The sequence below is a fragment of the Shewanella psychropiezotolerans genome (genome assembly GCF_007197555.1).
GTDB classification, from domain to species: domain Bacteria; phylum Pseudomonadota; class Gammaproteobacteria; order Enterobacterales; family Shewanellaceae; genus Shewanella; species Shewanella psychropiezotolerans.
On the sequence record NZ_CP041614.1, the window covers coordinates 5,707,521 to 5,733,247 of the forward strand.

The 25,727-nt window shown below is 45.3% G+C and carries 20 protein-coding genes and 2 pseudogenes; 7 read left to right on the top strand and 15 right to left on the bottom strand.

Annotated elements, in window-relative coordinates; translation table 11 throughout:
• Window positions 1–60: 60 nt before the first annotated feature.
• From FM037_RS24945 to rhlB, 3 genes and pseudogenes are all read right to left on the bottom strand, one after another.
• Window positions 61–3,065, bottom strand: a pseudogene (locus FM037_RS24945) (TonB-dependent receptor).
• Window positions 3,066–3,521: 456 nt separating this feature from the next.
• Entirely contained in the window at window positions 3,522–4,433 is a 912-nt protein-coding gene (locus FM037_RS24950) for a Ppx/GppA phosphatase family protein (protein ID WP_144048226.1), read from the bottom strand.
• Between the two features lie 15 nt (window positions 4,434–4,448).
• Window positions 4,449–5,765 (bottom strand): ATP-dependent RNA helicase RhlB, encoded by a 1,317-nt coding sequence (gene rhlB / locus FM037_RS24955; protein ID WP_144048227.1) that lies wholly within the window; start codon window positions 5,763–5,765, stop codon window positions 4,449–4,451.
• Window positions 5,766–5,940: 175 nt separating this feature from the next.
• Between rhlB and trxA the strand changes: the two genes are divergently transcribed.
• Window positions 5,941–6,267, top strand: a complete 327-nt coding sequence (gene trxA, locus FM037_RS24960; RefSeq protein ID WP_144048228.1) for a thioredoxin TrxA — start codon at window positions 5,941–5,943, stop codon at window positions 6,265–6,267.
• A gap of 307 nt (window positions 6,268–6,574) precedes the next feature.
• On the top strand, window positions 6,575–7,843 hold the full coding sequence (gene rho, locus FM037_RS24965; RefSeq protein WP_144048229.1) for a transcription termination factor Rho: 1,269 nt from the start codon (window positions 6,575–6,577) through the stop codon (window positions 7,841–7,843).
• Between the two features lie 165 nt (window positions 7,844–8,008).
• On the opposite strand, the pseudogene FM037_RS24970 reads toward rho, so the two are convergent.
• From FM037_RS24970 to FM037_RS24990, 5 genes and pseudogenes are all read right to left on the bottom strand, one after another.
• Window positions 8,009–8,910: pseudogene (locus FM037_RS24970) on the bottom strand (LysR substrate-binding domain-containing protein).
• Between the two features lie 115 nt (window positions 8,911–9,025).
• Window positions 9,026–9,769, bottom strand: coding sequence for a fumarate reductase iron-sulfur subunit (locus tag FM037_RS24975; RefSeq protein WP_144048230.1), 744 nt, complete (start codon window positions 9,767–9,769; stop codon window positions 9,026–9,028).
• The gene (locus FM037_RS24980; RefSeq protein WP_144048231.1) at window positions 9,766–11,781 is read right to left on the bottom strand and encodes a fumarate reductase flavoprotein subunit; all 2,016 of its coding nucleotides are present in this window, start codon (window positions 11,779–11,781) and stop codon (window positions 9,766–9,768) included. The genes FM037_RS24975 and FM037_RS24980 overlap by 4 nt, the downstream gene beginning before the upstream one ends.
• Before the next feature lie 366 nt (window positions 11,782–12,147).
• Window positions 12,148–12,876, bottom strand: coding sequence for a fumarate reductase cytochrome b subunit (locus FM037_RS24985; protein WP_152831326.1), 729 nt, complete (start codon window positions 12,874–12,876; stop codon window positions 12,148–12,150).
• 142 nt (window positions 12,877–13,018) lie between these two features.
• Window positions 13,019–13,750: a fumarate reductase cytochrome b subunit gene (locus FM037_RS24990; protein WP_144048232.1), complete on the bottom strand. Its 732-nt coding sequence runs from the start codon at window positions 13,748–13,750 to the stop codon at window positions 13,019–13,021.
• Between the two features lie 407 nt (window positions 13,751–14,157).
• Here FM037_RS24990 and prmA point away from each other — a divergent pair, with 407 nt between their 5' ends.
• From prmA to ric, 4 genes are all read left to right on the top strand, one after another.
• Window positions 14,158–15,039: a 50S ribosomal protein L11 methyltransferase gene (prmA, locus tag FM037_RS24995; RefSeq protein WP_144048233.1), complete on the top strand. Its 882-nt coding sequence runs from the start codon at window positions 14,158–14,160 to the stop codon at window positions 15,037–15,039.
• 149 nt (window positions 15,040–15,188) lie between these two features.
• A complete protein-coding gene (gene dusB, locus FM037_RS25000) occupies window positions 15,189–16,157 on the top strand; it encodes a tRNA dihydrouridine synthase DusB (RefSeq protein ID WP_144048234.1) in 969 nt (322 codons plus the stop codon).
• Between the two features lie 18 nt (window positions 16,158–16,175).
• Window positions 16,176–16,481: a DNA-binding transcriptional regulator Fis gene (gene fis / locus FM037_RS25005; protein WP_005496187.1), complete on the top strand. Its 306-nt coding sequence runs from the start codon at window positions 16,176–16,178 to the stop codon at window positions 16,479–16,481.
• A gap of 192 nt (window positions 16,482–16,673) precedes the next feature.
• Window positions 16,674–17,390: an iron-sulfur cluster repair di-iron protein gene (gene ric / locus FM037_RS25010; protein WP_144048235.1), complete on the top strand. Its 717-nt coding sequence runs from the start codon at window positions 16,674–16,676 to the stop codon at window positions 17,388–17,390.
• 104 nt (window positions 17,391–17,494) lie between these two features.
• Here the strand turns inward: ric and FM037_RS25015 are convergent, their stop codons facing one another.
• From FM037_RS25015 to lptM, 6 genes are all read right to left on the bottom strand, one after another.
• On the bottom strand, window positions 17,495–18,217 hold the full coding sequence (locus FM037_RS25015) for an HAD-IA family hydrolase (RefSeq protein WP_144048236.1): 723 nt from the start codon (window positions 18,215–18,217) through the stop codon (window positions 17,495–17,497).
• A complete protein-coding gene (gene xerC, locus FM037_RS25020; RefSeq protein ID WP_144048237.1) occupies window positions 18,217–19,143 on the bottom strand; it encodes a tyrosine recombinase XerC in 927 nt (308 codons plus the stop codon). The genes FM037_RS25015 and xerC overlap by 1 nt, the downstream gene beginning before the upstream one ends.
• A 121-nt stretch (window positions 19,144–19,264) precedes the next feature.
• Window positions 19,265–19,903 carry a DUF484 family protein gene (locus FM037_RS25025; RefSeq protein ID WP_144048238.1) on the bottom strand — a complete coding sequence of 213 codons (639 nt, stop codon included), beginning with the start codon at window positions 19,901–19,903 and terminating at the stop codon, window positions 19,265–19,267.
• Complete coding sequence (dapF, locus tag FM037_RS25030; protein ID WP_144048239.1) at window positions 19,900–20,742, bottom strand: diaminopimelate epimerase; 843 nt, start codon at window positions 20,740–20,742, stop codon at window positions 19,900–19,902. Before dapF ends, FM037_RS25025 begins: the two co-directional genes overlap by 4 nt.
• A 97-nt stretch (window positions 20,743–20,839) precedes the next feature.
• Window positions 20,840–22,084 carry a diaminopimelate decarboxylase gene (gene lysA, locus FM037_RS25035; RefSeq protein WP_144048240.1) on the bottom strand — a complete coding sequence of 415 codons (1,245 nt, stop codon included), beginning with the start codon at window positions 22,082–22,084 and terminating at the stop codon, window positions 20,840–20,842.
• A gap of 4 nt (window positions 22,085–22,088) precedes the next feature.
• The gene (gene lptM / locus FM037_RS28895; RefSeq protein ID WP_144048241.1) at window positions 22,089–22,244 is read right to left on the bottom strand and encodes an LPS translocon maturation chaperone LptM; all 156 of its coding nucleotides are present in this window, start codon (window positions 22,242–22,244) and stop codon (window positions 22,089–22,091) included.
• A 603-nt stretch (window positions 22,245–22,847) separates the two neighbouring features.
• Here lptM and cyaY point away from each other — a divergent pair.
• Window positions 22,848–23,177, top strand: a complete 330-nt coding sequence (gene cyaY / locus FM037_RS25045) for an iron donor protein CyaY (RefSeq protein ID WP_144048242.1) — start codon at window positions 22,848–22,850, stop codon at window positions 23,175–23,177.
• A gap of 64 nt (window positions 23,178–23,241) precedes the next feature.
• On the opposite strand, the gene FM037_RS25050 is transcribed toward cyaY, so the two are convergent.
• A complete protein-coding gene (locus tag FM037_RS25050) occupies window positions 23,242–25,665 on the bottom strand; it encodes a class I adenylate cyclase (protein ID WP_144048243.1) in 2,424 nt (807 codons plus the stop codon).
• Between the last annotated feature and the right edge of the window lie 62 nt (window positions 25,666–25,727).

The window sequence follows — 25,727 nt, forward strand, 5'->3', positions numbered from 1 at the left end:
TTTAACAATTGTGATAATAAAAAAGGCCGCGAATGCGGCCTTTTGGCTCAATTTAATGCTTTAGAACTGATAACGAGCTACGAGAGAGAAGAATCTTTCCTCTTGGCGATCGGTTGTCATACCGTAGTTAGGGTTTAACATCAAACCATCTTCGCCATAAGCGGTACGCTCTTCGTTAATATTAGTGGCTGTATCTGTGTTAAACACATTATAAACAGTGCCTTTAACGCTGAAGTCACCATCGAAGAGATCAGTCATATAAGTTAGCGACAGATCTAAGTTTGTCACCCAAGATAGGTTACCAGCTGTACCACGTGGTGATGGGTCACCATTTTCATCATAATGACTCGCATGGCCGTAATATTGACTGATACATGCATCCCATGGGTTACCCGGTGCACAGCTATCTACACCTTCGGGTGTACTGAGAAATAGTTTTGCGGGCGACCCGAACTTACACTAGCAACAAAACCAAGAATCAATTCATCGGTAATATTATAGGCACCATTGAACTTGAATACATGGGTGTGATCGTTGGGCAGATCACCATAACCATGATCCATTAGGTCGCCATAGTCATATGAGGTAGTCCAACCTGGATCGGCCTGATCATTATCTGTTTTAACCAGCCCTTCTGTATTACCCCAGTTATGAGACAAGGTGTAAGAAGAGTTGATACGCAGATCATCAGTCACTTGCCCATCTAAAGTTAACTCGAGTGCCAGATAATGACGTTGCATCGAATCTAACGCCATCTCTTCTGGTGAAAGCGTCACATTATCCACTTTACCATCGCCATCGAAATCATAGCTCAAGGTCACCGCGTCACCTGGATTTTGTAGAACATAATAAGAATTTTGACCTACATTATCTTCGATGCCAAGCTCAGCTAACTTCTTGCTTAGAATCGGTTCGACATCGGTATCTTCAACCCCGCGACCAAGGTCACGCCAGATCACTCTTGCGCCAGCCGACATAGTCTCAAATACTTCCTGCTGATAACCGACGGTAAACTCATCGGAGTACATTGACTTCAATGACGAAGAAGCGATTAAACCTGGATCGGTAATACCTTGTTGGTTAACGAAGGTGTCACGAGTATTAACACCTCGGCTTGGAGAGCCATCGGCGGTAATGATGGGATGACCATCGCTATCGAGTTGATCTAGTTCGTAATAATCATACACTTCTCGCTGAGAGCCACCTTGCTTGATGTTCATGTTGACAGATACTGGCTGGAAATAACGGCCATAAGTAGCAAATACCTTTGAGCTACCATCGCCATAAATATCATAAATAGCCTGTAATCTTGGCGCTATTTGATTATCAAATTCGACATAGCTACGACCATCTGAGACCGTATTCTTAAAGTTATTGACTCGAACACCGGCATTAATCACTAAATTATCCGTTGCCTGCCAAGAGTCATTAATATAGTAAGCTAAAGAAGTGACTTCAGAATCATTATTAGCAAATGTTGAACGACGACGACGTTCGACAAAATCCTCACCTTCTGCTACGCCAGATCTATCATTTTCACCAGCAGTTTTGATATTCCACCAGCCTTGAGCCTCACCGATACCATTTTGGTCTTCACTAAAGTCTACCGACACACTGCTATAATCAACACCAAAACTAATGGCATGGTCTTCTAGATCCCAGTTAAAGTCGATACGAGCTTGATCTCTTTGGTAATGCTCTTCAACAACTTTGTCATTCGTATGCTGACTTAAAACTATGTAACCATTTCGTTTATCAACTACGCTAGGATTTGTTGATGCGACACGGTTTTCAACGTCTTCGTTAACTCGACCTATTACAGCTGACACAGAGAAATCATCTGTGATATAGCCGTTATAATTAAGACTGTATAAACTACCACCATCCTCACCAGGAGCTGCAATACCCTCTTGCTCACCAATTTGATTAGTTTCCCAATCATAAGAGTAATTAGTCTTAGTCCAAGTACGCTTGTTATTCATTGCCATAAAGCCGATAGAGTGATCTTCACTCACGTACCAGTCTAATTTGGCGAACCAACGATTAGATTTTCGTTCTGTTTCTGCGTAAACATTTTGACCCGCGATACTGTAATCTTCTTGATTAGGCTCATATAAGCCGTAATAAAACAGCTTATCTTCTATGATGGCACCACTAGCCCAAAGCTTGATATACTTATATTCCTCGCTATCTTGTTGAGTATTTCCGTACTCATCAATAGTGCCATCGGCTTGATAGACAGAGTCTTGTGTTGCACGAAGAGAAGATGGATCCCAACGACCCTCGGCGCCAAAATGAAATTCATTGTCACCCGACTTAGATACGGCATTAATAACACCACCAATTGCGCCACCAAACTCAGGATCAATTGCTCCTGTCTTAATTTGAGTCTGAGAAATAGCCTCCCAAGGCATTCTCATTGCACCTAGGCCAGTTCGAATTGCCGTGATATTCAGACCATTAAGGTAATAGGCGTTTTCGGCTGATGAAGACCCGCCAAAACTTGATGCGTTATTAAATGAAGATCCACCAGCGGCTGCAGTACCCGGCGCTAACAAGGCAATATTTTCAAAACCAGCATCAACAGGCATGGTGTTGAGCTCATCTTGACTGAAAGTCACACCTGAAGTTGACGACCCCATATCGACACGGCGGATCATACTGCCGGTGACAGATATACGTTCGACATTATCAAGACCAACAGCCATTAACTGACCATCCAGAATGACTGGCTGGCCAATTCTCACCCTGACACCTGACTCTTGAGTCTTAGTAAATCCATCTTTAGTGATGCTGATATCATAATCACCAACAGGGACATTACGTAAGAAGTAATCACCCTTTTCGTTAGTTTCTACGGTATATACAAGACCTTTAGTCTTATGTTTCAAAGTGATAGTAGCATTCTCAATCTTTGTGCCATCACTATTAATGATGTGACCCTTAACAACACTGGTATCAGCAGCCATAGCCGCCGGAGCCGACATCATCAATACAGAACCTACAGCAATCGCTGCAAGTGTTTTTCTTGGTGTAAATCGCTTAAGCACGTTACTTCCAGACATAATTTATTCTCCCTTAAACCTTCTCTGAATACGCGCTTAGCAGAAATATTATTAGTTGATTTGGGTACAAAGTGAACCAAGCGCAACAAAACGATAACACGACCAGCTTATTTTATACAATCTACAATATACGTAAGAGTCCCGTAAATAGGCCATTTGAAGATCGATCTCAGTGATATATTTAGCTTGTTCGAGTTTTTGAAGATGATAATTGTTAATAAACTTAACAAACTGGTGGATAGTATGTTTTTTTATATCCGCTATGGTTTTTTTAACTAATTTGTTTCTGTTTTGTTTCAAAAAAGGAGATAAGAAAAGGAGTGGGGGCTAATTATGGCGCGACACAAAAGTAGACTGACATATATCAGAAACGAAGCGTAAATGAATGAATCAGGAAGTTAGGAAGTTAGGAAGTTAGGAAGTTTGAGTTAACGGCACACTTATAGAAGGTTTTATCTAGATGCGATTAGCTAAGGTTTGTAGCACGCCTTCACGGAGTGCGCCGCCAGATAGGTTTAATTTCTCTATGTTAAGGAGTTCAAACAAGGCAAGTAAAATAGAGATCCCAGCGGCAAAAGTCGGTGCTCTCTCATGGTTTAAACCAGCGATCTCTGCCATCGACAGATCTGGCTGCGCCAGTACTTCTTGTTTTAGGCTGTTAAGCACATCAGGTGTAATGCTAGTCGATTGGTTTCTATGGCTCAAAAGCTCAACAACAGATTGAACGCTACCAGATGCACCAACGACGCAGTGCCAGCCTAACGTTTTTAGTTCTGTTAAATGCGCACCCAGTGTATTTTTAACCTGGGACTTAGCATCTTCGAAGTCTAGCTCTTGCAGTGGAAATGAATTAAAGAAGTGCTCGTTGAAGGTGACACAGCCCATAGGTAGACTGTTTTTCAATAACACTTTATCGCCATCACCGATAATAAATTCGGTACTAGCCCCGCCAATATCAATAACTAAGCGCCGACCCTCGCCACAAGTCGTGGCCACCATGCCTTGATAGATCAGCTCGGCTTCACGCATGCCTGTGATAATTTCTATGGGATGACCTAAGATGGGTAAGGCTCGGTGACAAAATTCATCAGAATTGGCTATATTTCGTAGAGTCGCTGTCGCGATCACCGCGATATTCTCACTATTGACGCCCTCTTTCTCGAGCATCTCGGCAAACATGGACAAGCAGTCCAGTCCACGCAAGAGCACCTCTTCACTCAGGGAACCATTGTCCTGTATCCCTTCGGCTAGACGTACTTTACGCTTGTACTTAGCAATAATTTTGGGCTGGCCTACCACTGTTTCGGCGACCAGCATATTAAAACTATTAGAACCTAAGGTAATAGCCGCATAGCGAGGTGTTGTCATCTTCTAATACGAGTTTTATGAATGTCTGCGGGTCTTATCGTGACGGCGAGGTGCGCTGTTACGATTACCATTTCGACTTCCATTAGAACGACCCGAACCACCCCGTCCTTGAGGACGGCTGTTATGCTTTCTATGAACTCTAATCGGTGCTGGAATATCTTCAAGCAGCGCAGTATTGTCATAGTTAGACACAGGTATAGAGTGAGTAATATACTCTTCAATCGCCGGTAGATTCAATGCATATTCTTCACAGGCAAAACTAATAGATACACCTTTCTTACCCGCACGACCGGTACGACCAATACGATGAACGTAATCTTCACAGTCATCGGGAAGATCGTAGTTGTATACATGGGATACATCAGAGATATGCAGACCACGAGCCGCTACATCGGTAGCAACTAAGAAGTCCAGCTCACCGGTTGTGAACTGTTCAAGAATACGAATACGTTTCTTCTGTGGCACATCACCAGTAAGCAAGCCAACACGATGACCGTCACCCGATAACCAAGACCAGACATTTTCGCAGCTGTGCTTGGTATTAGAGAAAACGATCGCCTTCTCTGGCCAGTCTTCTTCAATAAGTGACAACAGGAGACGCATCTTCTCATCCATAGATGGATAAAAGATCTCTTCCTTGATGTTCTTAGAGGTTTTTTCGTTCGGCGCGATAACGACTTTTTCAGGCTCATTCATATGATCATAAGCCAGCTCCTGCACCTTCATAGAAAGGGTTGCAGAGAACAGCATGTTCAGACGCGACTTAGCATCTGGCATACGTCTAAATAGAAAGCGTATATCTTTAATAAAACCAAGATCGAACATACGATCGGCTTCATCTAGCACAACAGCTTGAATCGCGCTCAGATTAATGATGCCCTGACGGACGTAATCGATAATACGTCCCGTGGTACCGATAAGTATATCGATACCCTTGTCTAGCACCTTACGCTGAACTTCATAGCTTTCACCACCATAGACAATACCGACTTTCAAACCGGTATGTTTTGCCAATAGCGTCGCATCTTTTGCGATTTGGATAGCCAGCTCACGAGTCGGCGCCATGATCATAGCGCGCGGCTGATTTAGCTGACGACCTTCAGGAATAGGAGTGGTTAGCAGATGTTCAAAAGTCGCCACAAGGAAAGCCAAAGTCTTTCCTGTTCCAGTCTGTGCTTGACCCGCGATATCTTTTTTCTGCAAAAGGATCGGTAATGATGCTGCTTGAATAGGCGTGCAAAATTCAAAGCCGCTCTCGTTAAGTGCTGTTTTTATCCCTTCATGAAGGGAAAAGTCGGCAAACTTCTGATTAGATAAATGTGTTTCGCTCATAGCGGCAGCATACCAGTTGGGGTTGCAATAAGAAACTCAATCGTTTGAAATAGCGACTAATTATAAAAAGTACTTTTAAAGGTTATTAAAATTACCTTGAAAAGTTATTTTTCAGACCCAATATACAGGTTAAGCCATTAACAAACCAGCGATGGCACCCTAACTGGAGAACATCATGAGCGACAAGATAGTACAATTAAGTGACGACAGCTTCGAAAATGACGTAATAAAATCAGAACTACCTGTAGTAGTAGATTTTTGGGCTGAGTGGTGTGGCCCTTGTAAAATGATTGCGCCAATCTTAGATGACGTAGCCGAAGACTATGCAGGTAAAGTCACTATAGCTAAACTCAATGTCGATCAAAACAGCGTATCTCCAGCTAAGTATGGTGTTCGTGGTATCCCTACACTACTTATTTTCAAGAACGGCGAATTGGCAGGCACTAAAGTTGGCGCACTGTCTAAGACTCAATTAAAAGAGTTTATCGACGCTCAACTATAAATGGCGTAAAGCCTATACCCAGAATATAGGCAGCCCAGCTGTATGCCGTCTGTACGTAAACGGATACGAAAAGTGTGAAATGGCGGCAGATACTGGGGATATAGTGATACCTGACACAGGTTATTTATTAAATTGTGTCAGGTTATACTAAAATCCTAGACGCACAGTCGCTATAGTGCTACTTTAATAACCAGACACTTTCTATTAACCCACATCTAGCTATTCGTTCAACATTCACATTGTACTTACACACTCTATGATCGCTTGATCACAAATAGCATTACCTCGCATAAAAAGACCCACCAAGATGAATTTATCAGAATTAAAAGACACGTCGATTTCAGACTTAGTAAAGCTAGCCCAAGAGATGAAAGTTGAAAATACCGCCCGTGCTCGTAAGCAGGACATCATATTTTCAATCCTAAAAGCCCACGCCAAAAGCGGTGAAGATATCTTTGGTGGTGGTGTACTCGAAATTCTGCAGGATGGATTTGGTTTCCTTCGTAGCGGAGATGCTTCTTACCTTGCCGGCCCAGATGACATCTATGTGTCTCCGAGTCAGATCCGTCGCTTCAGCATGCGAACCGGTGATACCATCTTCGGTAAGATCAGACCTCCAAAAGAGGGTGAGCGTTATTTTGCGCTGCTGAAAGTATCTGAAGTCAACTATGACAAGCCTGAAAACTCCCGCAACAAAATCTTATTCGAAAACCTGACCCCACTGCATGCCGAAGAGCGCCTGCGTATGGAACGTGGTAATGGTTCGACCGAAGATATTACTTCAAGAATTCTCGATCTATGTTCACCTATAGGTAAGGGTCAACGTGGCCTGATTGTTGCGCCGCCAAAGGCTGGTAAGACATTATTGCTACAGAACATGGCTCAAAGCATCACTCACAATAACCCGGATGTGGTATTGATGGTGCTACTTATCGATGAGCGTCCGGAAGAAGTTACCGAGATGCAGCGCATGGTTAAAGGTGAAGTCATAGCTTCAACCTTCGATGAGCCAGCCAGCCGTCATGTACAGGTAGCCGAGATGGTTATCGAAAAAGCCAAACGTCTGGTTGAGCATAAGAAAGACGTGGTCATTCTGCTGGATTCGATCACTCGTCTTGCTCGTGCATACAACACAGTTATTCCATCATCGGGTAAAGTTCTTACCGGTGGTGTCGATGCCAACGCCCTGCACCGTCCTAAGCGTTTCTTCGGTGCGGCACGTAACATCGAACATGGTGGCAGCTTAACCATCATAGCAACGGCACTTGTCGATACTGGCTCTAAGATGGATGAAGTTATCTACGAAGAGTTTAAAGGTACCGGTAACCAAGAGTTACACCTGTCCCGTAAAGCTGCCGAAAAGCGTGTCTTCCCAGCTATCGATTTCAATCGCTCTGGTACTCGTCGTGAAGAGAAACTCACGACGCCTGAAGAGCTGCAGAAGATGTGGATCCTACGTAAGATCCTTAATCCTATGGATGAAGTCACAGGCATGGAGTTCCTTATCGACAAGTTAGCCTTAACCAAGACTAACGAAGAGTTCTTCAACGCAATGAGAGGCGGTGGTAAAGGCTAATCCCTTTTCCTCTATTTCTTGTAAGACATAGCGATTAGAACTAACAATAAAAAAGCCGCACTCGTTGCGGCTTTTTTATGTCTGGACTTCTTGTAATAAGAGTTATGTCTATTTTCCATGCACTCTTGTCATAAGAGTTGTGAAAATCTACCTAGGAACTAGATTCTAGCCCCTCATATCTAATCGCAGCTTACACCTTGCTCTAAGCATATCTCTAAGCAAGAGAATAACCGGTGTGACATGCTCTCTTCCCGGGCAAACCAGATAGAGGTCAGCACCCTCTCCCTCAAAATCCTTCAGCATAGGGACGAGTCTTCCCCTTAATATATCTTCACCAAGATCCAAAGCAGATTTATATACGACCCCTTGCCTGCCACGGCCCAACGACGTGCAACTTCGGCGTCATTACAGGTTCGATTACCTGTGACTCTCACCTTAAACTCACGGCCATTTTTAGTGAAGCGCCACTGGTCATGAGTTCGCTCATCTAACATAAAGAACAAGCAGTTATGATCTGATAGTTGCTCGATAGATGTGATCTCACCATGTTTAGCAATATATTCCGGGGAGGCACACAACAGCCTCTTCACCTTAGCTATCTGAAATGCGACTAAGGAGGAGTCCTTTGGCGTACCTATACGAAGTGCGACATCTATCTTGTCATGATAAAAATCTGAGAGGGTATCACCAATATGCAGCCTGAATTTAAGCTGGGGATATTCATCCATGAAGTCATCGAGCCAGGGAAGTAATACGGTTCGCCCAGTATCGGAAGGCACAGCCAGACTGACGACGCCTGAGATTTTCTCTTTCACATCATCGATAGCCTGCTGTCCTAAACTCAAATCCGCCAACGCCCTGCGACAATGGATCAGATAACGCTCGCCCGTATCCGTCAGCCTGAGGCTCCGCGTGCTTCGAATAAATAAACTGGTTTCGAGTTGCTTCTCCAGTCGTTTCAACGCGGCGCTGGCCGCTGCAGGAGAGAGTTCCAGCTCAGTCGCAGCCGCGGTAATGCTACCGCAGTCGGCAACCCGAACAAAAAGCATAAGATCGTTTATTTGCATTCGTCTTTCTCAAAGTAAGTTTTTCAGCTTCCACTTCACCGATGCTATCGGCTCTTCGACAAAAAAGAAAGCCTGCTTGAAGCAGGCTTTGGGGCTAGACAGAGTATGCAGGAAACTAAAACTGAGCCATTGCCATCTTACGGCGCAAATACGCTATCTGCTGCATATGGGGCAAGTCCTTGGGACAATTATCCTGACAACCGAGTAGGGTCATGCAGCCAAACACACCATCCTGGTTACCTATGACATGATAAAAATCTTCTGTACTGCGACTATCTCGACTATCGAGCTCGAATCTGGCCAGCTTCATCATGCCCACAGCGCCGACAAAGGTCTCTCGCATCTGCTTAGTGGCACAAGCAGATACACAGACACCACATTCGACGCAGCGCTCAAGCTCATAGAGTTTAGCCGCCTCTTGCGGAGACATAGGTATTTCGAGCCTATGAACGTCGGCATCTTCACTCATTGGGTGTAGCCAAAGCTTAAGTCGTTCAGCTAGTTCACGCATAAACTTGCCGGTGTTCACCGAGAGATCGCCTATCAGCTCGAAGCCAGGCAGAGGCATCAAGGTTATTTCCCCTTTGGGGTAATTCTTGGTCAAGGTTCGACATGCCAGAGTCGGAAAGCCATTGATCACCATGGCGCAACTACCACAAATACCTGCACGACAGACAAAATCAAACTGCAGAGAGGTATCTTGATGCTCACGTAGCATGTTCAGCGTGATAAACACTGTCATGCCAGGCGTCTCTTCAATTTGATACTTCACCATCTTGGGCTTATCACCCACTTCTTGTGGATCATATCTGAAGATATTAAATGTTAAGGTACGACCCTTAGTCTCTATTTGGCTCATTCAACTGTTTCTCCCACTTTTTCCACACACTCGCCGCTTTCGGTCAAGTTATCACTTAAGCGTTCATTTTTAGGCTGTAGAGCCTTGGGAACTTCGTAGGGCATAATTGCATTTTGCCTCTGATAACGATCGGCATCTTCTCCAAGCTCGCTGATGATGTCGGCGATCTCCTGCTCCCGCTTTTCTGTATCAGGATGAGTAATAGCATTGTCGATACCGTATCCTCGATACCCAGGGGGCAGCTCCATCTTCATCACATCCAGCTGCTCATAACTCAGCTCTGGCGAGAGTGCATTCTCATCAGGCCAGCTCGAAAGCGTTCTATTCAACCAGTCTTTATCGTTTCTTTGGGGGAAGTCTTCTCGAGCGTGGGCACCGCGGCTTTCTGTACGTGCGGCCGCGCCGCATGCCACAGTGAGTGCAACTTTAATCATGCGCTTCACCCTAAGCGCTTCGACCAATTCAGGATTGGCATGACGCTTGCTACATTTAAGGCCAATATCACGCGAGCGTTCCAGTAGCCCTTGGAGCTCAGAAACCGCTTTATCGAGTTCAATACCATTGCGGAAAATACCCACATAATCCATCATGATCCTTTGCATCTCTTTCCTGAGCACAAACGGGCTCTCTGTTCCACCGCCTTCAATCAGATCATCAATTTCGTCGCGTACCTTATCAACAAACGACTCAGCGAGATTTGTATCGATCTCTAAGCTATTTTCTTGACAGAAATCGGCAACATATTTACCGATAATCATGCCACCGACGACGGTTTCCGCCAGCGAGTTACCACCTAGTCGATTGAAGCCATGCATGTCCCAGCACGCAGCCTCACCGACACTAAACAAGCCTTTGAGTTGAGGATTTTGACCCGTTTTATCGGTACGAATCCCTCCCATAGAATAATGTTGAGTCGGGCGAACCGGGATCCACTCCTTAGCAGGGTCAATCCCCAGGAAATTCTCACATATCTCTTTCACTTCACGCAGATTAGTTTCAACATGTTTACGACCAAGAAGCGTAATATCGAGCCACAAATGCGGACCATAGGGACTATCAACCCCCTTGCCCTTACGCATATGCTCAGTCATGCGACGAGAAACCACATCACGGGAAGCCAGTTCTTTCTTCTCAGGCTCGTAATCCGGCATAAACCTATGGCCATCTTTATCTCTTAGCAAGCCACCGTCACCGCGACAACCTTCGGTCGTCAGAATGCCAACAGGCACGATGGCAGTCGGATGGAACTGTACCGCTTCCATATTGCCAAGTTTGGCAACGCCAGTTTCCAAGGCGAGCGCCTGGCCGATGCCTTCGCAGATGATGGCATTGGTCGATACTTCATAAATCCTGCCGTAACCGCCAGTAGCAATAGTGGTCGATTTGCCGATATAGGCTCTTAGCTCTCCGGTTACCAGGCAGCGTGCTACAACACCGTGACAACGCTTACCATCATGAATGATTGCCAAAGCTTCGACACGTTCATGGACAGGAATATCCATCGAAATTGCCTTGTTATCGACCGCATAAAGCAAGGAATGTCCGGTACCATCTGCGGTATAACAGGTACGCCATTTCTTAGTACCACCGAAGTCGCGGGCGTTGATCAAACCATGAGCTTCTTTGGCCTCTTCTATGGTGACCTTTTCCGCATTCACCACGACCTGTCTTGGGCCTTCTGTGATCCGAGTCCAAGGTACGCCCCAGTTTGCCAGCTCTCTTACAGCCTTTGGGGCACAGTGAGCAAACATACGCGCGACATCCTGATCGCAACCCCAGTCGGAACCCTTTACCGTATCCTGAAAATGAATATCTTCATCATCACCCATTCCTTTCACGGTATTACCCAGACTCGCTTGCATGCCCCCTTGCGCTGCAGCGGAATGTGACCGCTTAGCAGGAATGAGAGAAAGCACTAGAGTATCGAGTCCGCGCTCCTTGGAGGCGATGGCAACTCGTAAGCCAGCCAATCCGGCTCCAACCACTAAAGAATCGGTATATATCAGTTTCACACTTGCTCCTTTTAAAGCCTAGGGTTCTGGTTTTTTAAGTTTTAAGCCGTAAGTTCTAAGTTTTAAGCCGTAAGTTCAAAGTAATAAGAGCTGAAGGTTAAAGCTAAGACGACGGCCTTCGGCCTATCGCTACGCGGACGGCTACGCCTATTCGAAGGACTAGGCCCCGATAGCGCTAGCAGCATCTTTCCTGTAGGAGGGTGCTTTAACCCCGATATTCATGGGTGTATTCTCTCCCCTGTAGGAGGGTGCTTTAGCCCCGATGTTCATGGGTTTATTCCCTCCCGGCTAAAGCCAGTCCTACAACTCTGCATCATCCAATTGCCCTAGGGTCTCCCCCCTAGGAACTCGGACCTTCTCTTACAATTATGCATAGGGTAAAAAAGCCAATAATGATGCCAATCCAATCAAAACAAAGATGACACTAATGATATTTTTTATCTTTTTCATACGTGCGCGGGTATTCAAGTCTCTGGCCACCCCCCACTTTATCGCTACCCGGTAAATACCGATGGCGGCATGTAATTCAACACTCAACAACAACGGCAGATATAAGAGCCAAACCCCATCGTTCCAGATCCTGCTCGCCGAGCCCGATGGGCCTATGGTTGCTGGCGCCGAGCCGATAAGCCAAAGGTGCACCGGCAGTAAGACAAAGATAATGACACCGGTAATGGCCTGCCACACCCAAAGCTGAGTATCACCATGCTTGATGGCGCTCATCTGCTTTCTAAGCGCTAGCTGCTGCTTTAAACTCAGCGGTAATTTTTGCAGTGCTACCAAGACATGAATGAAAGCTAACGCACCAATCCCTATGGCAATAAGCGAAACTATCCAAGGATAGCCATGGCCGTCGCTGCTCAAAAAACTCAGTTCCATCAAACCTGCAACCCAGCTCATCGCATCGCCACCGAGTAAGATGGATGAAACCAAGACTAAATGCGTCCATAAGAACAACGTTAAAATCACACCAGAAAGGCTCTGACTGATATCGAGCCAGGCAGTCCATCGTCTTCCTTGCGTCTTAATTTTTGTACTTGTTGTCGTTATTGTATTTGTCGTACTTTCTGCGATTGCAGAATCATTAATAGTCATATGTCCTCACTGAATGTTGAGTTGCTACATGATCTAAAAACCTTATAAAGGGTAATGATAATGTCGCCCACAAATCACTCAATTACAGTGAGGTAGATCAATTCAGCTCTAAATAATCAAGGATATCCTTATCTAATCAAGACTAATGGCCAGTTGGGACATAAGGTTCTATAGGCAAAGATAAACCGCTACCTATGTAAATATATGAAACTAAACTAAGTACACCGATAGTAATCAGGTAAATAATCATGACTTTTGCCAGCTTTCTTAAACCTGATCGGTTAGCGGTTATCCCCCACTTCACTGCAACACGGTACAAACCAATCATGGCATGGATAACCACAGCAGGAAGCAACAAGGCATAGAGCAACCAGGCATTGGCGTGATAAACACGTTCAGCAGATAAGTGAGGACCAATTTCAGGATTGGTGATCATGGTAAATATGTGTACTGGGGCTAAGAAAAATAAGATAAAGCCGGTAACAAGTTGCCAGAACCAGGCATGACTATCTTTGTGCTTGATGACATTCATGTGCCTGCGAAGTGCTCGCCACTGGCCAATTTGCGCAGGGAAACGACGCAGCGCAACCGCCGCATGTAGGATCACAACCAGCAAAATGAAAATTGAAAATATTTTAGTAACAATAGGAAAACCATGGCCCGTTTCGCTAAACATGCCGCCTTCCAGTATTTGCACCACCTGATAAAACGCTTCTTTACCCAGCAAAATACTCGATTCGAAGTGTAGATGTGCTAATAAGAAACAGCCCAACAAGATACCTGTGGCACTTTGAATTTTATCGGCTTTCGCAGACCAAGGATGTCCGCCGATACCTAAAATACTAGATGCGGGTAATAGAGTTCTCACAGTCATGTTCTTATCTGCCTATTGTCGGGATTTACACTCTAGCAGGAAGATCATTGATGTGAGATGTGCCCTAGACATTTCGTGATTTAACTCACTAGATTAAGTCTGAGTATTTGATGCCTGTCACAAACAATGGCTAAGTGAGCAAACAGAGGTAAGACCAATTAACCACTTTAATTCAATTGGTTACGACAAGCATTCAAACGAGACAATCAATGGTACATTTATATTCATTTCAGCAAGATAAGTAATAGCGCAACTAATTACTCACCAATAAACACCTGGATTCATCACTTATGATCGCTTTGTATGTTTACCTAGCCAGACTCAGCCCCTACATTGCTTTGAAACTCGCAATACATGCAGGCTTGGGTATACAATAGCCGCAATTTTACAAGTAACGAGACGATTCCATGCCTTGGATCCAACTGAAAATTGATACCGATAGCCAACACGCAGATGCATTAAGCGATCTGCTGATGGAAGAAGGTTCACTATCTATTACCCTAGAAGATGGTAAAGATACCCCCATTTACGAACCAACCTTGGGTGAAACACCACTTTGGAGTCACACCGTACTGACTGCGTTATTCGAAGCCGATAGAGATCTTATTATCCTCGTTGAGCAACTAAAATTAGTGCCTTATTTAGGTACCGATTTTAGTTATAAGATCGAGCAGGTCGAAGATAAAGATTGGGAACGTGAATGGATGGATAACTTCCACCCAATTCAATTCGGCAAACGACTCTGGATCTGTCCTAGTTGGCGTGAAATCCCAGATCCCCAAGCGGTTAACGTGATATTAGATCCAGGCTTAGCATTCGGTACAGGTACTCACCCGACTACCGCTTTATGTCTCGAATGGTTAGATGGACTGGAGTTAACCGATAAAGAGGTCATCGACTTCGGTTGCGGCTCAGGCATCTTAGCCGTCGCGGCGCTAAAATTAGGTGCTAAAAAAGTCACTGGAATCGACATTGATTATCAGGCAATCGAAGCTTCGAAGGCCAACGCCGAGCGCAATGACGTATTGGATCAGATCAGCCTCTACCTTCCGGAAGATCAACCGCAGGATCTTAAGGCCGATATCTTGGTTGCCAACATACTTGCGGGGCCACTACGTGAATTAGCCCCATTAATTGCTAAAAAAGTAAAACCTGGTGGTCAATTAGCACTGTCAGGCCTGTTAAAAGAACAAGCCGATGAAGTTGCTGAATTTTACACCGAATGGTTCGATATGGATGAGCCGGCTCACAAAGAAGAATGGAGTCGCTTGACAGGAATACGTAAATAGCTGTATTGAGCAGCACACCTTGTTCCGCCTAACTATTCTCAGCTCGCAAAAGTCAAGAAAAAAAGTTTCATCTAGGTCATTTATTGACCTTTTCACCGACTCAAAAAAGACGTACTATAGCGCCCCTTTGAAGCGCAGGTATGTTGAGAATGCAGATTGGACCCTATCAACTGAAAAATCAGCTGATCGTGGCACCAATGGCAGGTGTCACAGACCAACCCTTTAGAAATCTTTGTGTTCGTTATGGTGCTGCCATGGCGGTTTCAGAGATGCTTTCATCTAATCCCGATGTTTGGGACACAGATAAGAGCCGCCAGCGCATGAGTCATGCTGGTGAGAATGGGATACGCTCAGTGCAAATCGCAGGCGCCGATCCTGAATTGATGGCCAATGCCGCTGTTGTCAACGTACAACAGGGAGCACAGATCATCGATATCAATATGGGTTGTCCTGCTAAGAAAGTGAATAAGAAGCTAGCGGGTTCAGCTCTGCTGCAAAACCCCGTGCAGGTAAAAGCAATTTTACAGGCCGTGGTAGCCGCAGTCGATGTACCTGTGACACTGAAGATTCGAACCGGTTGGGCTCCAGAGCACAGGAATGGTGTTCAAATCGCCCAGATAGCCGAAGATTGTGGCATTGCCTCATTGGCCGTTCACGGCCGAACCCGGCAGTGCATGTATAAAGGCGACGCCGAATACGACACGATTAAGGCTATTAAACAGAATATCTCGATCCCAGTTATTGCTAATGGAGATATTGTCACCCCAGAGAAGGCACGATACGTGCTCGATCATACCGGTGTCGATGCTCTCATGATAGGACGAGGTGCCCAGGGACGGCCTTGGATTTTCCGAGAAATCCAACATTACCTGGATACGGGTAACAAGCTAGCGCCTGTTGAGATGGATGAAAAGCATCTTGTGATGCTGGAACATCTTGAAAACTTATATGAACTGTATGGTGAGTATAAGGGCATCCGTTTTGCTAGAAAGCATGTTGGATGGTATTTGGACCAGGAAGAACAGCGTCCATTCCGTGCCGAGTTTAATCGGCTGGAGACTGTTGAAAAACAATGTTCCATGGTGGAACGCTATTTTGATGAAATTGCACAGAATTAATTAAAGAGCAGAATACGAATGTTTGATCAGACTACTAACACAGAAACTCATCAGCTTACAGTTGGCAAAATCGAAACAGCTAACGGTACTATTAAGCCTCAGTTACTACGTGACGCTGTAAAGCGCGCTGTAACAAACTTTTTCGCTCAGATGGACGGACAAGAAGCTGAAGAAGTATATGAAATGGTGTTGAGCGAAGTTGAAGCTCCTCTGCTAGATATCATCATGCAGCACACTCGCGGTAACCAGACTCGCGCTGCGAACATGCTGGGTATCAACCGTGGCACTCTGCGTAAAAAATTGAAAAAGTATGGCATGAACTAATCGTTCTTTCCTTACTAAATAAAAAAACCAGCTTCGGCTGGTTTTTTTATGTCTGATTTTTCACCTAAGTTTAATCTACATCATAAAAAGGTCTATTCCTGACTAATTTAGTCAAGTTTTACTTGTCCATAAGCTGAGTGCCAAATAACATCCCCACTAAAGGTATAAATAATTTACAGCTTTGGAGCAGGTATGAGCACAACTTCTCAATCGGATCTCACACTATCCCAGCAGCGCGTCGGAAAGTTAGTGGCGGATGATTTTCGCGCCGCGCATATATTCAGTCAATTCGATATCGATTTCTGTTGCGGTGGCGGACGTTCACTCGCCTCGGCCTGTGACAAATCTGGTGCAGACTTAGCCGAGGTAGAAGCCGCGCTGGTCGCCATAGACACATCGGGTCCTAAGGAAGATACACTCAATCAACTAGCCATCGATAAGCTGATCGACTATATCGAAGATACGCATCATACCTACGTGAGAGAAAAAGCCCCACTCCTGCTCGAATACAGCCAGAAGATGGTACGCGCCCATGGCGAAAATTATCCGGAAATAAAGCCATTTTCTGGCTGGGTTCAGGCATTAATCGAAGATCTGGTGCCTCACTTAATGAAGGAGGAGAAGATTTTATTCCCCGCAATCAGGGCCATGGCTGCCGGAGAATCTGTTGACGCCTGCTTCGGTCACATAGGCAATCCTATCAATGCCATGGAACATGAGCATGATGAAGCTATTCAGATGCTGGAAAAGCTCCATGAGCTCACTAATCACTTCCAACCACCTGAGCATGCCTGTACCACCTGGCGTGTCTGCTATGCCACTCTGGCGGAGTTTGAGGCTGACTTGAAACAGCATATTCATCTGGAAAACAATATCTTGTTTCCGAAGGCTCTAGCCCAGTCTGAATAATACCAATCGGTATAACTAAAAATAGTGTCCCGTCCTGAAATAGGTTGACGGTTTTATCAGGCCAGTAGCAAATGCTGCTGGCCTTTTCCGTGACGGTGGATAATTTACCCGAGTAATTCTTGCAACTCATGTATGTCTTGAATTTCTAAATGGGGCAATAACTGACCGAACCTGTGCAGTTTATCTCGGCCAAAGCTTGGATTGAGCCAAGCAGACTGACAGCCTGCCATTCTGGCTCCCATAACATCGGATGCATGACTATCTCCGACGTGCAGTAAACTGTGTAGTGGAATGTCGAGCCTACGACAGGCGTTATAGAACATATCCGGGTAAGGCTTCATAAGTGTGCCTTCGCCAGGATGAAGCACAAAATCCAGCACATCACCCAAACCGATTTTTTCGGCATCGACATTGCCGTTAGTGATGCCGATTAATGGATATTTATGACTCAAGTCTCGAAGCAAGTTTATGACAGGTCTTGGAACGGTAAAATCAGAGCGCTTGTGCAAGAAGCAATTCAACCCAGCCATGGCACCTGATTCGGCATGCTCTCGAGAGTAACCAAGCATCAGCAGTCCTTGTTCTAACATGATCAGTCTTGCGGCACTTGTATCATGGCCAAGCTCAGGCTGATTCTGGATAAGACTTGTTTTGAGCTTTATCCAGTCATCCCTCTGCCAACGACGTGTCTCGCTATAGGTTTGATGTAAAAATTGCAGCAGTGAAGCTTCTGCCCCCCTGATAATAGGACCGTTATCATATAAGGTGTCATCGAGGTCGAAGCTAATCGCTTGATAGGCTCTAGGCCTGAGATATATCTGAGCCATCAGCTTTCCTCCCCTTTCGCGCTATTGAGCTTCTTGGCTCTACTGGCCCTTGGGTGAGCCCCGTCGTACACTTTTGCCAGATGTTGAAAGTCTAAACTTGTGTATATCTGAGTTGTCGAGAGATTGGCATGGCCAAGCAACTCTTGCACCGCACGCAGATCGGCGCTCGACTCCAACATATGAGTCGCGAAAGAGTGACGCAACTTATGGGGATGTACCCGCATATTCAAGGCCTGCTCTTGTCCCCACTTAGCTAATCTGGCTTGTATGCTTCTATGGGCTAATCGTTTTCCCTTACCTGTGACGAATAACGCATCGTCTTGGCAAGGAATACTCTCTCTAAACACTAACCAAGCCTGGATAGCTTGAATCGCACATCGACCTACAGGCACGATCCTTTCTTTACTTCCTTTACCTAACACTTTAACTTGCCGCTCGGCAAAGCGAATAGCAAGCACATCTAGAGCCGCCAACTCGGCGAGTCTTAGACCGGAGGAGTAAAACAACTCCATGATAGCTTTATCACGCACACTCAAGGGATCGTCGGCGTCTATCTCTAATAGGTGAGTAACAGAATCGAGATCCATATTTTTTGGCAGAGGTTTATTTTGCTTAGGCGCACTCAGACTCTTGGCTGGATTGGCGTTAATGACCCCTTCACCCAGTAAGAAGTCACAAAACTGCTTTACCGCAGAAAGTGTTAATGACAGAGAGCGAGGACTCAGGCCCTGGCGGTGTAGTTGCCCCAAGACGTGCTGAATCTGTTCATGGCTGATTTCAGACCAGGAGATAGGTAAAGAGGCACTAGCTTCGAGTTTGTCGGTGACCCTATGCAGTTCGTAGAGGTAATTTCGTACTGTATGTGCCGAAAGCTGTCGCTCGCTGCTCAAGTAACTCTCAAACCGCTTAAACCAGTTAGCGTTCATATTTGCTCCATTCAGAGCCTCTCAGCTTTTTCAATTCATGGCGGATAGGTAAACACCCTGGTTGCCACGAGTCCTGTCGTTATGCTGCTTACAGGCTCTTGGCAAGATGTTCTGAGCACAGTTAAAGTTTAGGCAGTAGATGATCTATGAGTTGCTTCAGTTGATCCAAGAGTAGGTTATCCATTTCCGGATGAAAGTGCATCGCATTTTGACTCGCTATGGCAAAAATAACCTGACCACATTGATCAGATAATCTGGATAAGGCCACAGAGCCAACTTCGCAGCCAAATAAGCGTTTCGACTCTGCCGTAGTGAGTCGACCAAAATAATAACCTTGGCTCAAGCGCTTACTCCAGATACGCGACAACTCGCTATCTATGTCGTGAACCGTAATTAATCGAACATGACTAAACTGAAATTGCGTTTTTAAACCTTCGGATAACTCTTGCCTCAGTTCACCGAGATCTTCACATTCAAGCAGTTTAAGTGAGAGCCTGGTATTGAACATGTAGATCATCTCATTACGGGTAGCCATCCCCATCAAGGATGTGATCTCCTCCTCTAACTGCTGTATCCGGCTGCGCAGCATCTCTTGTTGACGCTCAACCAAGGACACGGCCCCACGCTCCGCATGTGGAATTCGCATTGCTAACAGCAGCTCAGGATAACGAGTGAAAAAGTCAGGGTTATCCAGTAAGTATTCTCGAATCAGTATCTCATCGAAAGGCAGTGGTTTTTTCACATTAGTCATTTCGGTCATGTTTGTATCTGTCCGTCATATACGTGTTCGGCAGGCCCTGTCATCCATAAAGGTTTACCCTCTCCATCCCAATTAATAGTCAGGGTACCACCAGGTAGGTCGACACGAACACGCTTATCGAGCTTACCTTGTAACTGACCCACAACAACCGCAGCACATGCACCAGTGCCACAGGCAAGCGTCTCTGCCGCGCCTCGCTCATATACTCTTAGTTTAATATGACCTGAGTTAATCACCTGCATAAAACCGACATTCACTCCCTTTGGGAAGCGCTCATGTTGAGTCAATAAGGCGCCAACCCCCTCGACATCTGCCGCCTGAATATCTTCGACATCCAAAACACAATGAGGGTTACCCATGGAAACAGCGCCACAGAGAAAGGTCTGCACCTTAGATTCTCCAGTGTCGGTCTGTATCAAATATGTTTTTTCAGGCCGCTTAGCATTAAAGGGGATCTTGCTTGGCTCGAGTACCGGAATGCCCATATTCACAGTGACATTGCCGTCAGGCTCCAGGCGCAGGGTAAGTTTGCCGTTGGAGGTACTGACTTTAATTTTTTGTTTGTTGGTCAATCCCTTGTTACGCACGAAGCGAGCGAAACAGCGTGCGCCATTACCACACTGTTCAACCTCTCCGCCATCGGCATTAAAAATACGATAGTGGAAATCGAGATCGGGATCATAAGGAGGCTCCACCAGAAGCAACTGATCGAAACCTATACCAAAATTTCGATCGGCAAGGCGTTTGATCTGCTCAGGCGAAAAAAACACATTCTGTGTTACGCCGTCGACCACCATGAAATCATTGCCTAAACCATGCATCTTAGTGAAATGGATCAAGTTAGGTATCCTTTAAATCGCCCTGTTCCGTGACTCAATAAACCATTTATCTTTATCTGAGAACGAAACAGAAACATCATCAATTAATATAAACAGTTTACGGCAGGAGTTGCTCACCTTGCCATAGCTGAGTCAATTTTTCTCTCTCTCGAATAACAAAAGCCTGATCCCCATCGACCATCAACTCGGCCGCTCTAGGGCGTGAATTGTAGTTAGATGACATGGTAAAGCCATAGGCGCCGGATGAGCGCACAGCCAGATAATCACCCGCCGCTAAATTCAACGCTCTGTCTTTTCCTAAGAAGTCACCTGTTTCGCATACAGGCCCCACGATATCGTAATTTAAGGTTTCACCATCACGCGGCTTAACAGGGATAATATTTTGCCAAGCACTGTAAAGCGCAGGACGAATAAGATCATTCATAGCACCATCAACCAGAGCAAAGTGTTTATCACCGTTACCTTTAAGATAGAGCACTTGAGTCACAAAGATACCCGCATTGGCAGCAATAGCACGACCAGGTTCGAAGATGAGCTTAAGATTTCGGTCACCTAAACGTTCGAGCAAAGCTGCTGCATATACATCAGGCTGGGGCGGTGTCTCATCGTTATAAGGCACGCCTAAGCCACCACCCACATCGAAATGTTCAATATGAATGCCCTGTTCAGCGAGTCGATCGATTAAGGCTAACATGCGATCCATGGCATCGAGGAAAGGCTGGATCTCGGTTAGCTGGGAGCCGATATGACAATCGACACCTTTAACTTCTAAATTCGGTAATGCGGCGGCGCGAACGAAAATAGCCTCGGCTTGCTCCATAGCGATACCGAACTTGTTATCTTTAAGGCCCGTAGATATGTATGGGTGTGTGCCGGCATCGACATCCGGGTTAACACGCAGGGAAACCGGTGCAATCTTACCTATACGACCAGCAACAATATTTAACTGCTCAAGCTCGGCTGCAGATTCGACGTTAAAACAATGAATGCCTATATTAAGTGCCATCTCCATTTCGGCGGCAGTCTTACCTACACCTGAAAATACCACTTTAGCGGGATCGCCACCGGCTTCTATCACTCGCAGCAACTCACCACCGGAAACGATGTCGAAACCACTACCCAAACGCGCAAGCACGTTCAGGACGGCAATATTTGAATTCGCTTTTACCGCATAACAGATAAGATGGGGATGATCGGCAACCGCACGATCAAATGCATGCCAATGACGCTCTAACGTGGCACGGGAATAGATGTATAAAGGAGTACCATGGGTACGAGCTAGCTCAACGACAGAGCAATCTTCGGCCAATAATTCATTATTTTTATAGAGAAAATGATCCAAGAGTTTATTCCTTATTACTTTGTTTCTTTGGTTGCTGCTGTTCTTGTTTCTGGTTATCTTTTTTGTCTGGCGATTTATATAACGCCCCTGTTTGCCCGCAAGCGGTCACAAAAAGGCTGGCAAACAATATCAGTGAACACAGTCTCATTTTTCTCAACATCAATCTTTCCATCTAATTAAGTACTATTTAATCTTATCTGTATTAGCCGCTTCAGTCTCAGAACACATATGATCTAAGGCCCTTACTAGTCTACTGATGTTGCAGAGTTCAGCTTTCTACGTCAAGTACATATAGGCCTAATACATACTAAACTGAAATTTATTTGCTGCGAGTAAGCACTAATACCATTCCATATAAGTATCTGGTCAGTTCAGAGACTCTCAGTTTTTTCAATTCAAGGCACATTGATGAGGAAATGGTTATTCCCTTTTAAGTCAATGTAACGCAGAAGTGGAAACACTGAGAGCCTCACGTAGTGCGGCTGATGTTTAAAGAAAATGGCAAAGCCCTTTATGCTACGTTGAATGTTCTCGATATACGACTGCATGGATGCAGGAGGTAGAGCAACGCAGGAGCTTGTTGCCGAGAATAACTATTAGCTTCAAATATTCGCCTAGCCTACAGTGCTTTGAACTCCCGCCGAATGATCAGATACTTACTCGGAATGGTATAAGATGATTTTCGTAAAAAGTAATGGAGCATACCAAGCACGGTTGTTACTATGTAAATATTCAAATTTGCCCCATTGAAGGACGAAAACAGATGGCAATGACAGACACACAATTTCATCAACTCGCCGATGAGATGTTTCAAGCGATAGATAACGCTATCGAACTTGCTATCGATGAACAGGATGCCGACATAGATATCGATGCATCAGGGAATGTATTGCAGCTAGAGTTTGAAGATGGCTCTAAGATCGTAATAAACAAGCAAGAACCTCTGCATCAGATCTGGCTTGCGACGAAATTTGGTGGTTATCATTTCTCTTTCGTCGAAGGAAAGTGGATTGATGAGCGAAATAGCAGTGAATTCATGCCCTTCGTCATAGAGTCTATTCTCAAACAAGGTGGCGTAAGCCTATCTCTCTAGTCGTCTACATACCTGACGAAAATGAATAAAGGGAACCTTAGGTTCCCTCTTTATTCATATCCGCTTAAAAGTCCATCTCGGCTTCTTCCACTGATAGTCCAAAAGGGATCACCTGTAATCGGCCATCCACTCTCATCAGGCGAAAAAATTGTGGCAAATTAAACCTTTGGGTCGAGATGTCTGGCTCTTCGAATGCATGAAAATGGCTCACCTCACTCACCAACTCATCGACACTGGTTCCCTTTTGGAGATAGTGATTTAACTCATTTTTTTCATTTAAAACAAATATATCCAAATCATCATCACTCTGACGCAAAAAATATTGAATCGCTCCCCTGGCGGCAAAGTCTTGGATCACAGCGGGGGCCATAGTAAAAGGCTCGTTACCTAAGTTCGGCCTGGGCAGTTCGATCAACATACTCTTGGTTAGCTGCTGATAAAAAGCTTTAGCGTCTTTAAGATCCTGATACACCATGCCTTTACTATTAAAGAACAGGCCATACTGTACCTTAGCCACCTTGAGTGGATAAACTAATGTTGCAGAAGAGGACACTTTCCAGCTTAAGCGCGCCGCGCGACGAACCAGGTTTTTCACCGTCTGCTCAAACTGATCTTGTAACCTAACAGAACCACTCACCACCTCGATCTTCAAGTCTTCGGCTGAACGACGAATGCCAGGAGTAATGAAGGCCAATGCCTCTAATATGGCAAGCTCTCCATGGTAATGATGACAGTGCCACTCTCCCCATGAATTAAGGCAGAGAAGATCGATTGACTCCAACATATTTTGCTCTGCTCGCCCCAGTGAAAAAATATTGGCATTGAGATAATCGACCATGATCTCTTGCCCCTGCCACTGGGACGTTGAATCACTGTTAAAATTGAGCATGAAAACTAACTTGCGATATCGCCAAGGTTGATAAAGGTCCATCTTAGACACTTTCTTAGCGAGGGGTTTAAAAACCTCAATTAAACAATGAGATGCCTTGGTCAAACCCACGGATTTACGCTCCCCACTTGCCAGCTCATACCAGCGGGTCATTTTTTCACTGACGCCATTCATCACCGCCCAGGCGAGTAGCTTAGCTCGACTCTTAGAGCGGTAAACGGCCCTTTGTCCGATGAAGGCTTTCCGATTTGGAGGGCAGCAATATAAACAATACTCTTGCAGGTTATGGCTGTAGACAATCGTCAGCTCTTGCTCTGAGATTGAATCACTCCAAAGCCGATTCAAGCCGATAAGCTGCTCGGTATCACTACTGAAATACGTATGAAGTTTTCGAGTAAGCAGACCCAGTTCAGATAATTTCAAACTCTCACTGAGTTTATGGGTCGAGGCAAATTGCAGCAATGTTTGATAACAACCTAACATCAGCTCATTTAACTGTTCATTAAACCACTGCAGTTGCCCACAGTGCCAACGCTCACAGTTATCTAAGGTCTCTAATAAACTCTTGGACCAGTGCCAACTTTCGACCAGATTATTTAGCTTGTGATAGCGCCAGTCTTGCGCTTGTTCCGGCTCACTTAATCGAACACCGCACTTCAAATAAAAACAACGTCGGGCTATCTCTAAACGACGGGGATCATCTTGTGCTATCAAATAGTTTTCTATCGATTCATAGAGCAAGAAATAGCTATCGTTTGCGGATGAAAAATCACCTTCTATTGTGTGTTGCCACACTTTTTCACTGATAAACTCGGTATTCGGGTACTGAGCAGCATAAGATTCGAGCAGTAAAACCTTCAAAAGTGCCTTGTGTGGCTTATCCAGCCCCTTGTAAAGTTGCCAAAGTGAAGCACCAAAATATTCACATGCCGGGATTTGGCTCACATCTCCTAAAAACAATAACTGCTGCGAGTTCTGAGCATTAGGCCACCAGGCCACCTTCTTGCCAGCCAAACAAATCTGACTACGATAAAACTCTTCCAGTAATAACCAGTGTTGAGCACTACCGCTATGCTCGTTACCTATGGCTCGCAGAGGCTCTGCTTTATCTGGGGAACAGTCAGAAAACTGTTCGGGATGAACCAGGTAGAAATTCACCTCGAGTCCATACTGAGCAAACCATGTCGTCAACAAACCTGATTTCTCTTCGAGTAGTCGGCACTCTTCCTTACTGAGAAGCCGATCATGAACGAGCCAGACATCGATATCACTCTTGGGGTTTTGCCCGAAACTCGACATGCTCCCCATGCTATACACCCCCTCGATAGCAGCCTGCTTAACGAGATGCACCATAGGTCTAACTAAACTTAAGGTGTCACAAGCTGCGAGTTCTTGCTCACTTGGCGCATACTCAAAAACACCAGATGGTGTCATAGGGCCGTTATAGCCGGGATACCCGGTTCGGTGGTAATGCAACAACACAGGAATAAGACGAAGCAGATCTCTTTTCAGCGGAGACAATAATGCGAGAGCACGCGCCTGCCTGACACGATTTAATCGGTCTGCGGTTTCAATAATGTGATTCTGTTCATTGTTCAATAAGAGTCACGCCAAGGCAGGTTGAGAAACAGCTGTAATGCTAACAGCTTTAACTGCCACAA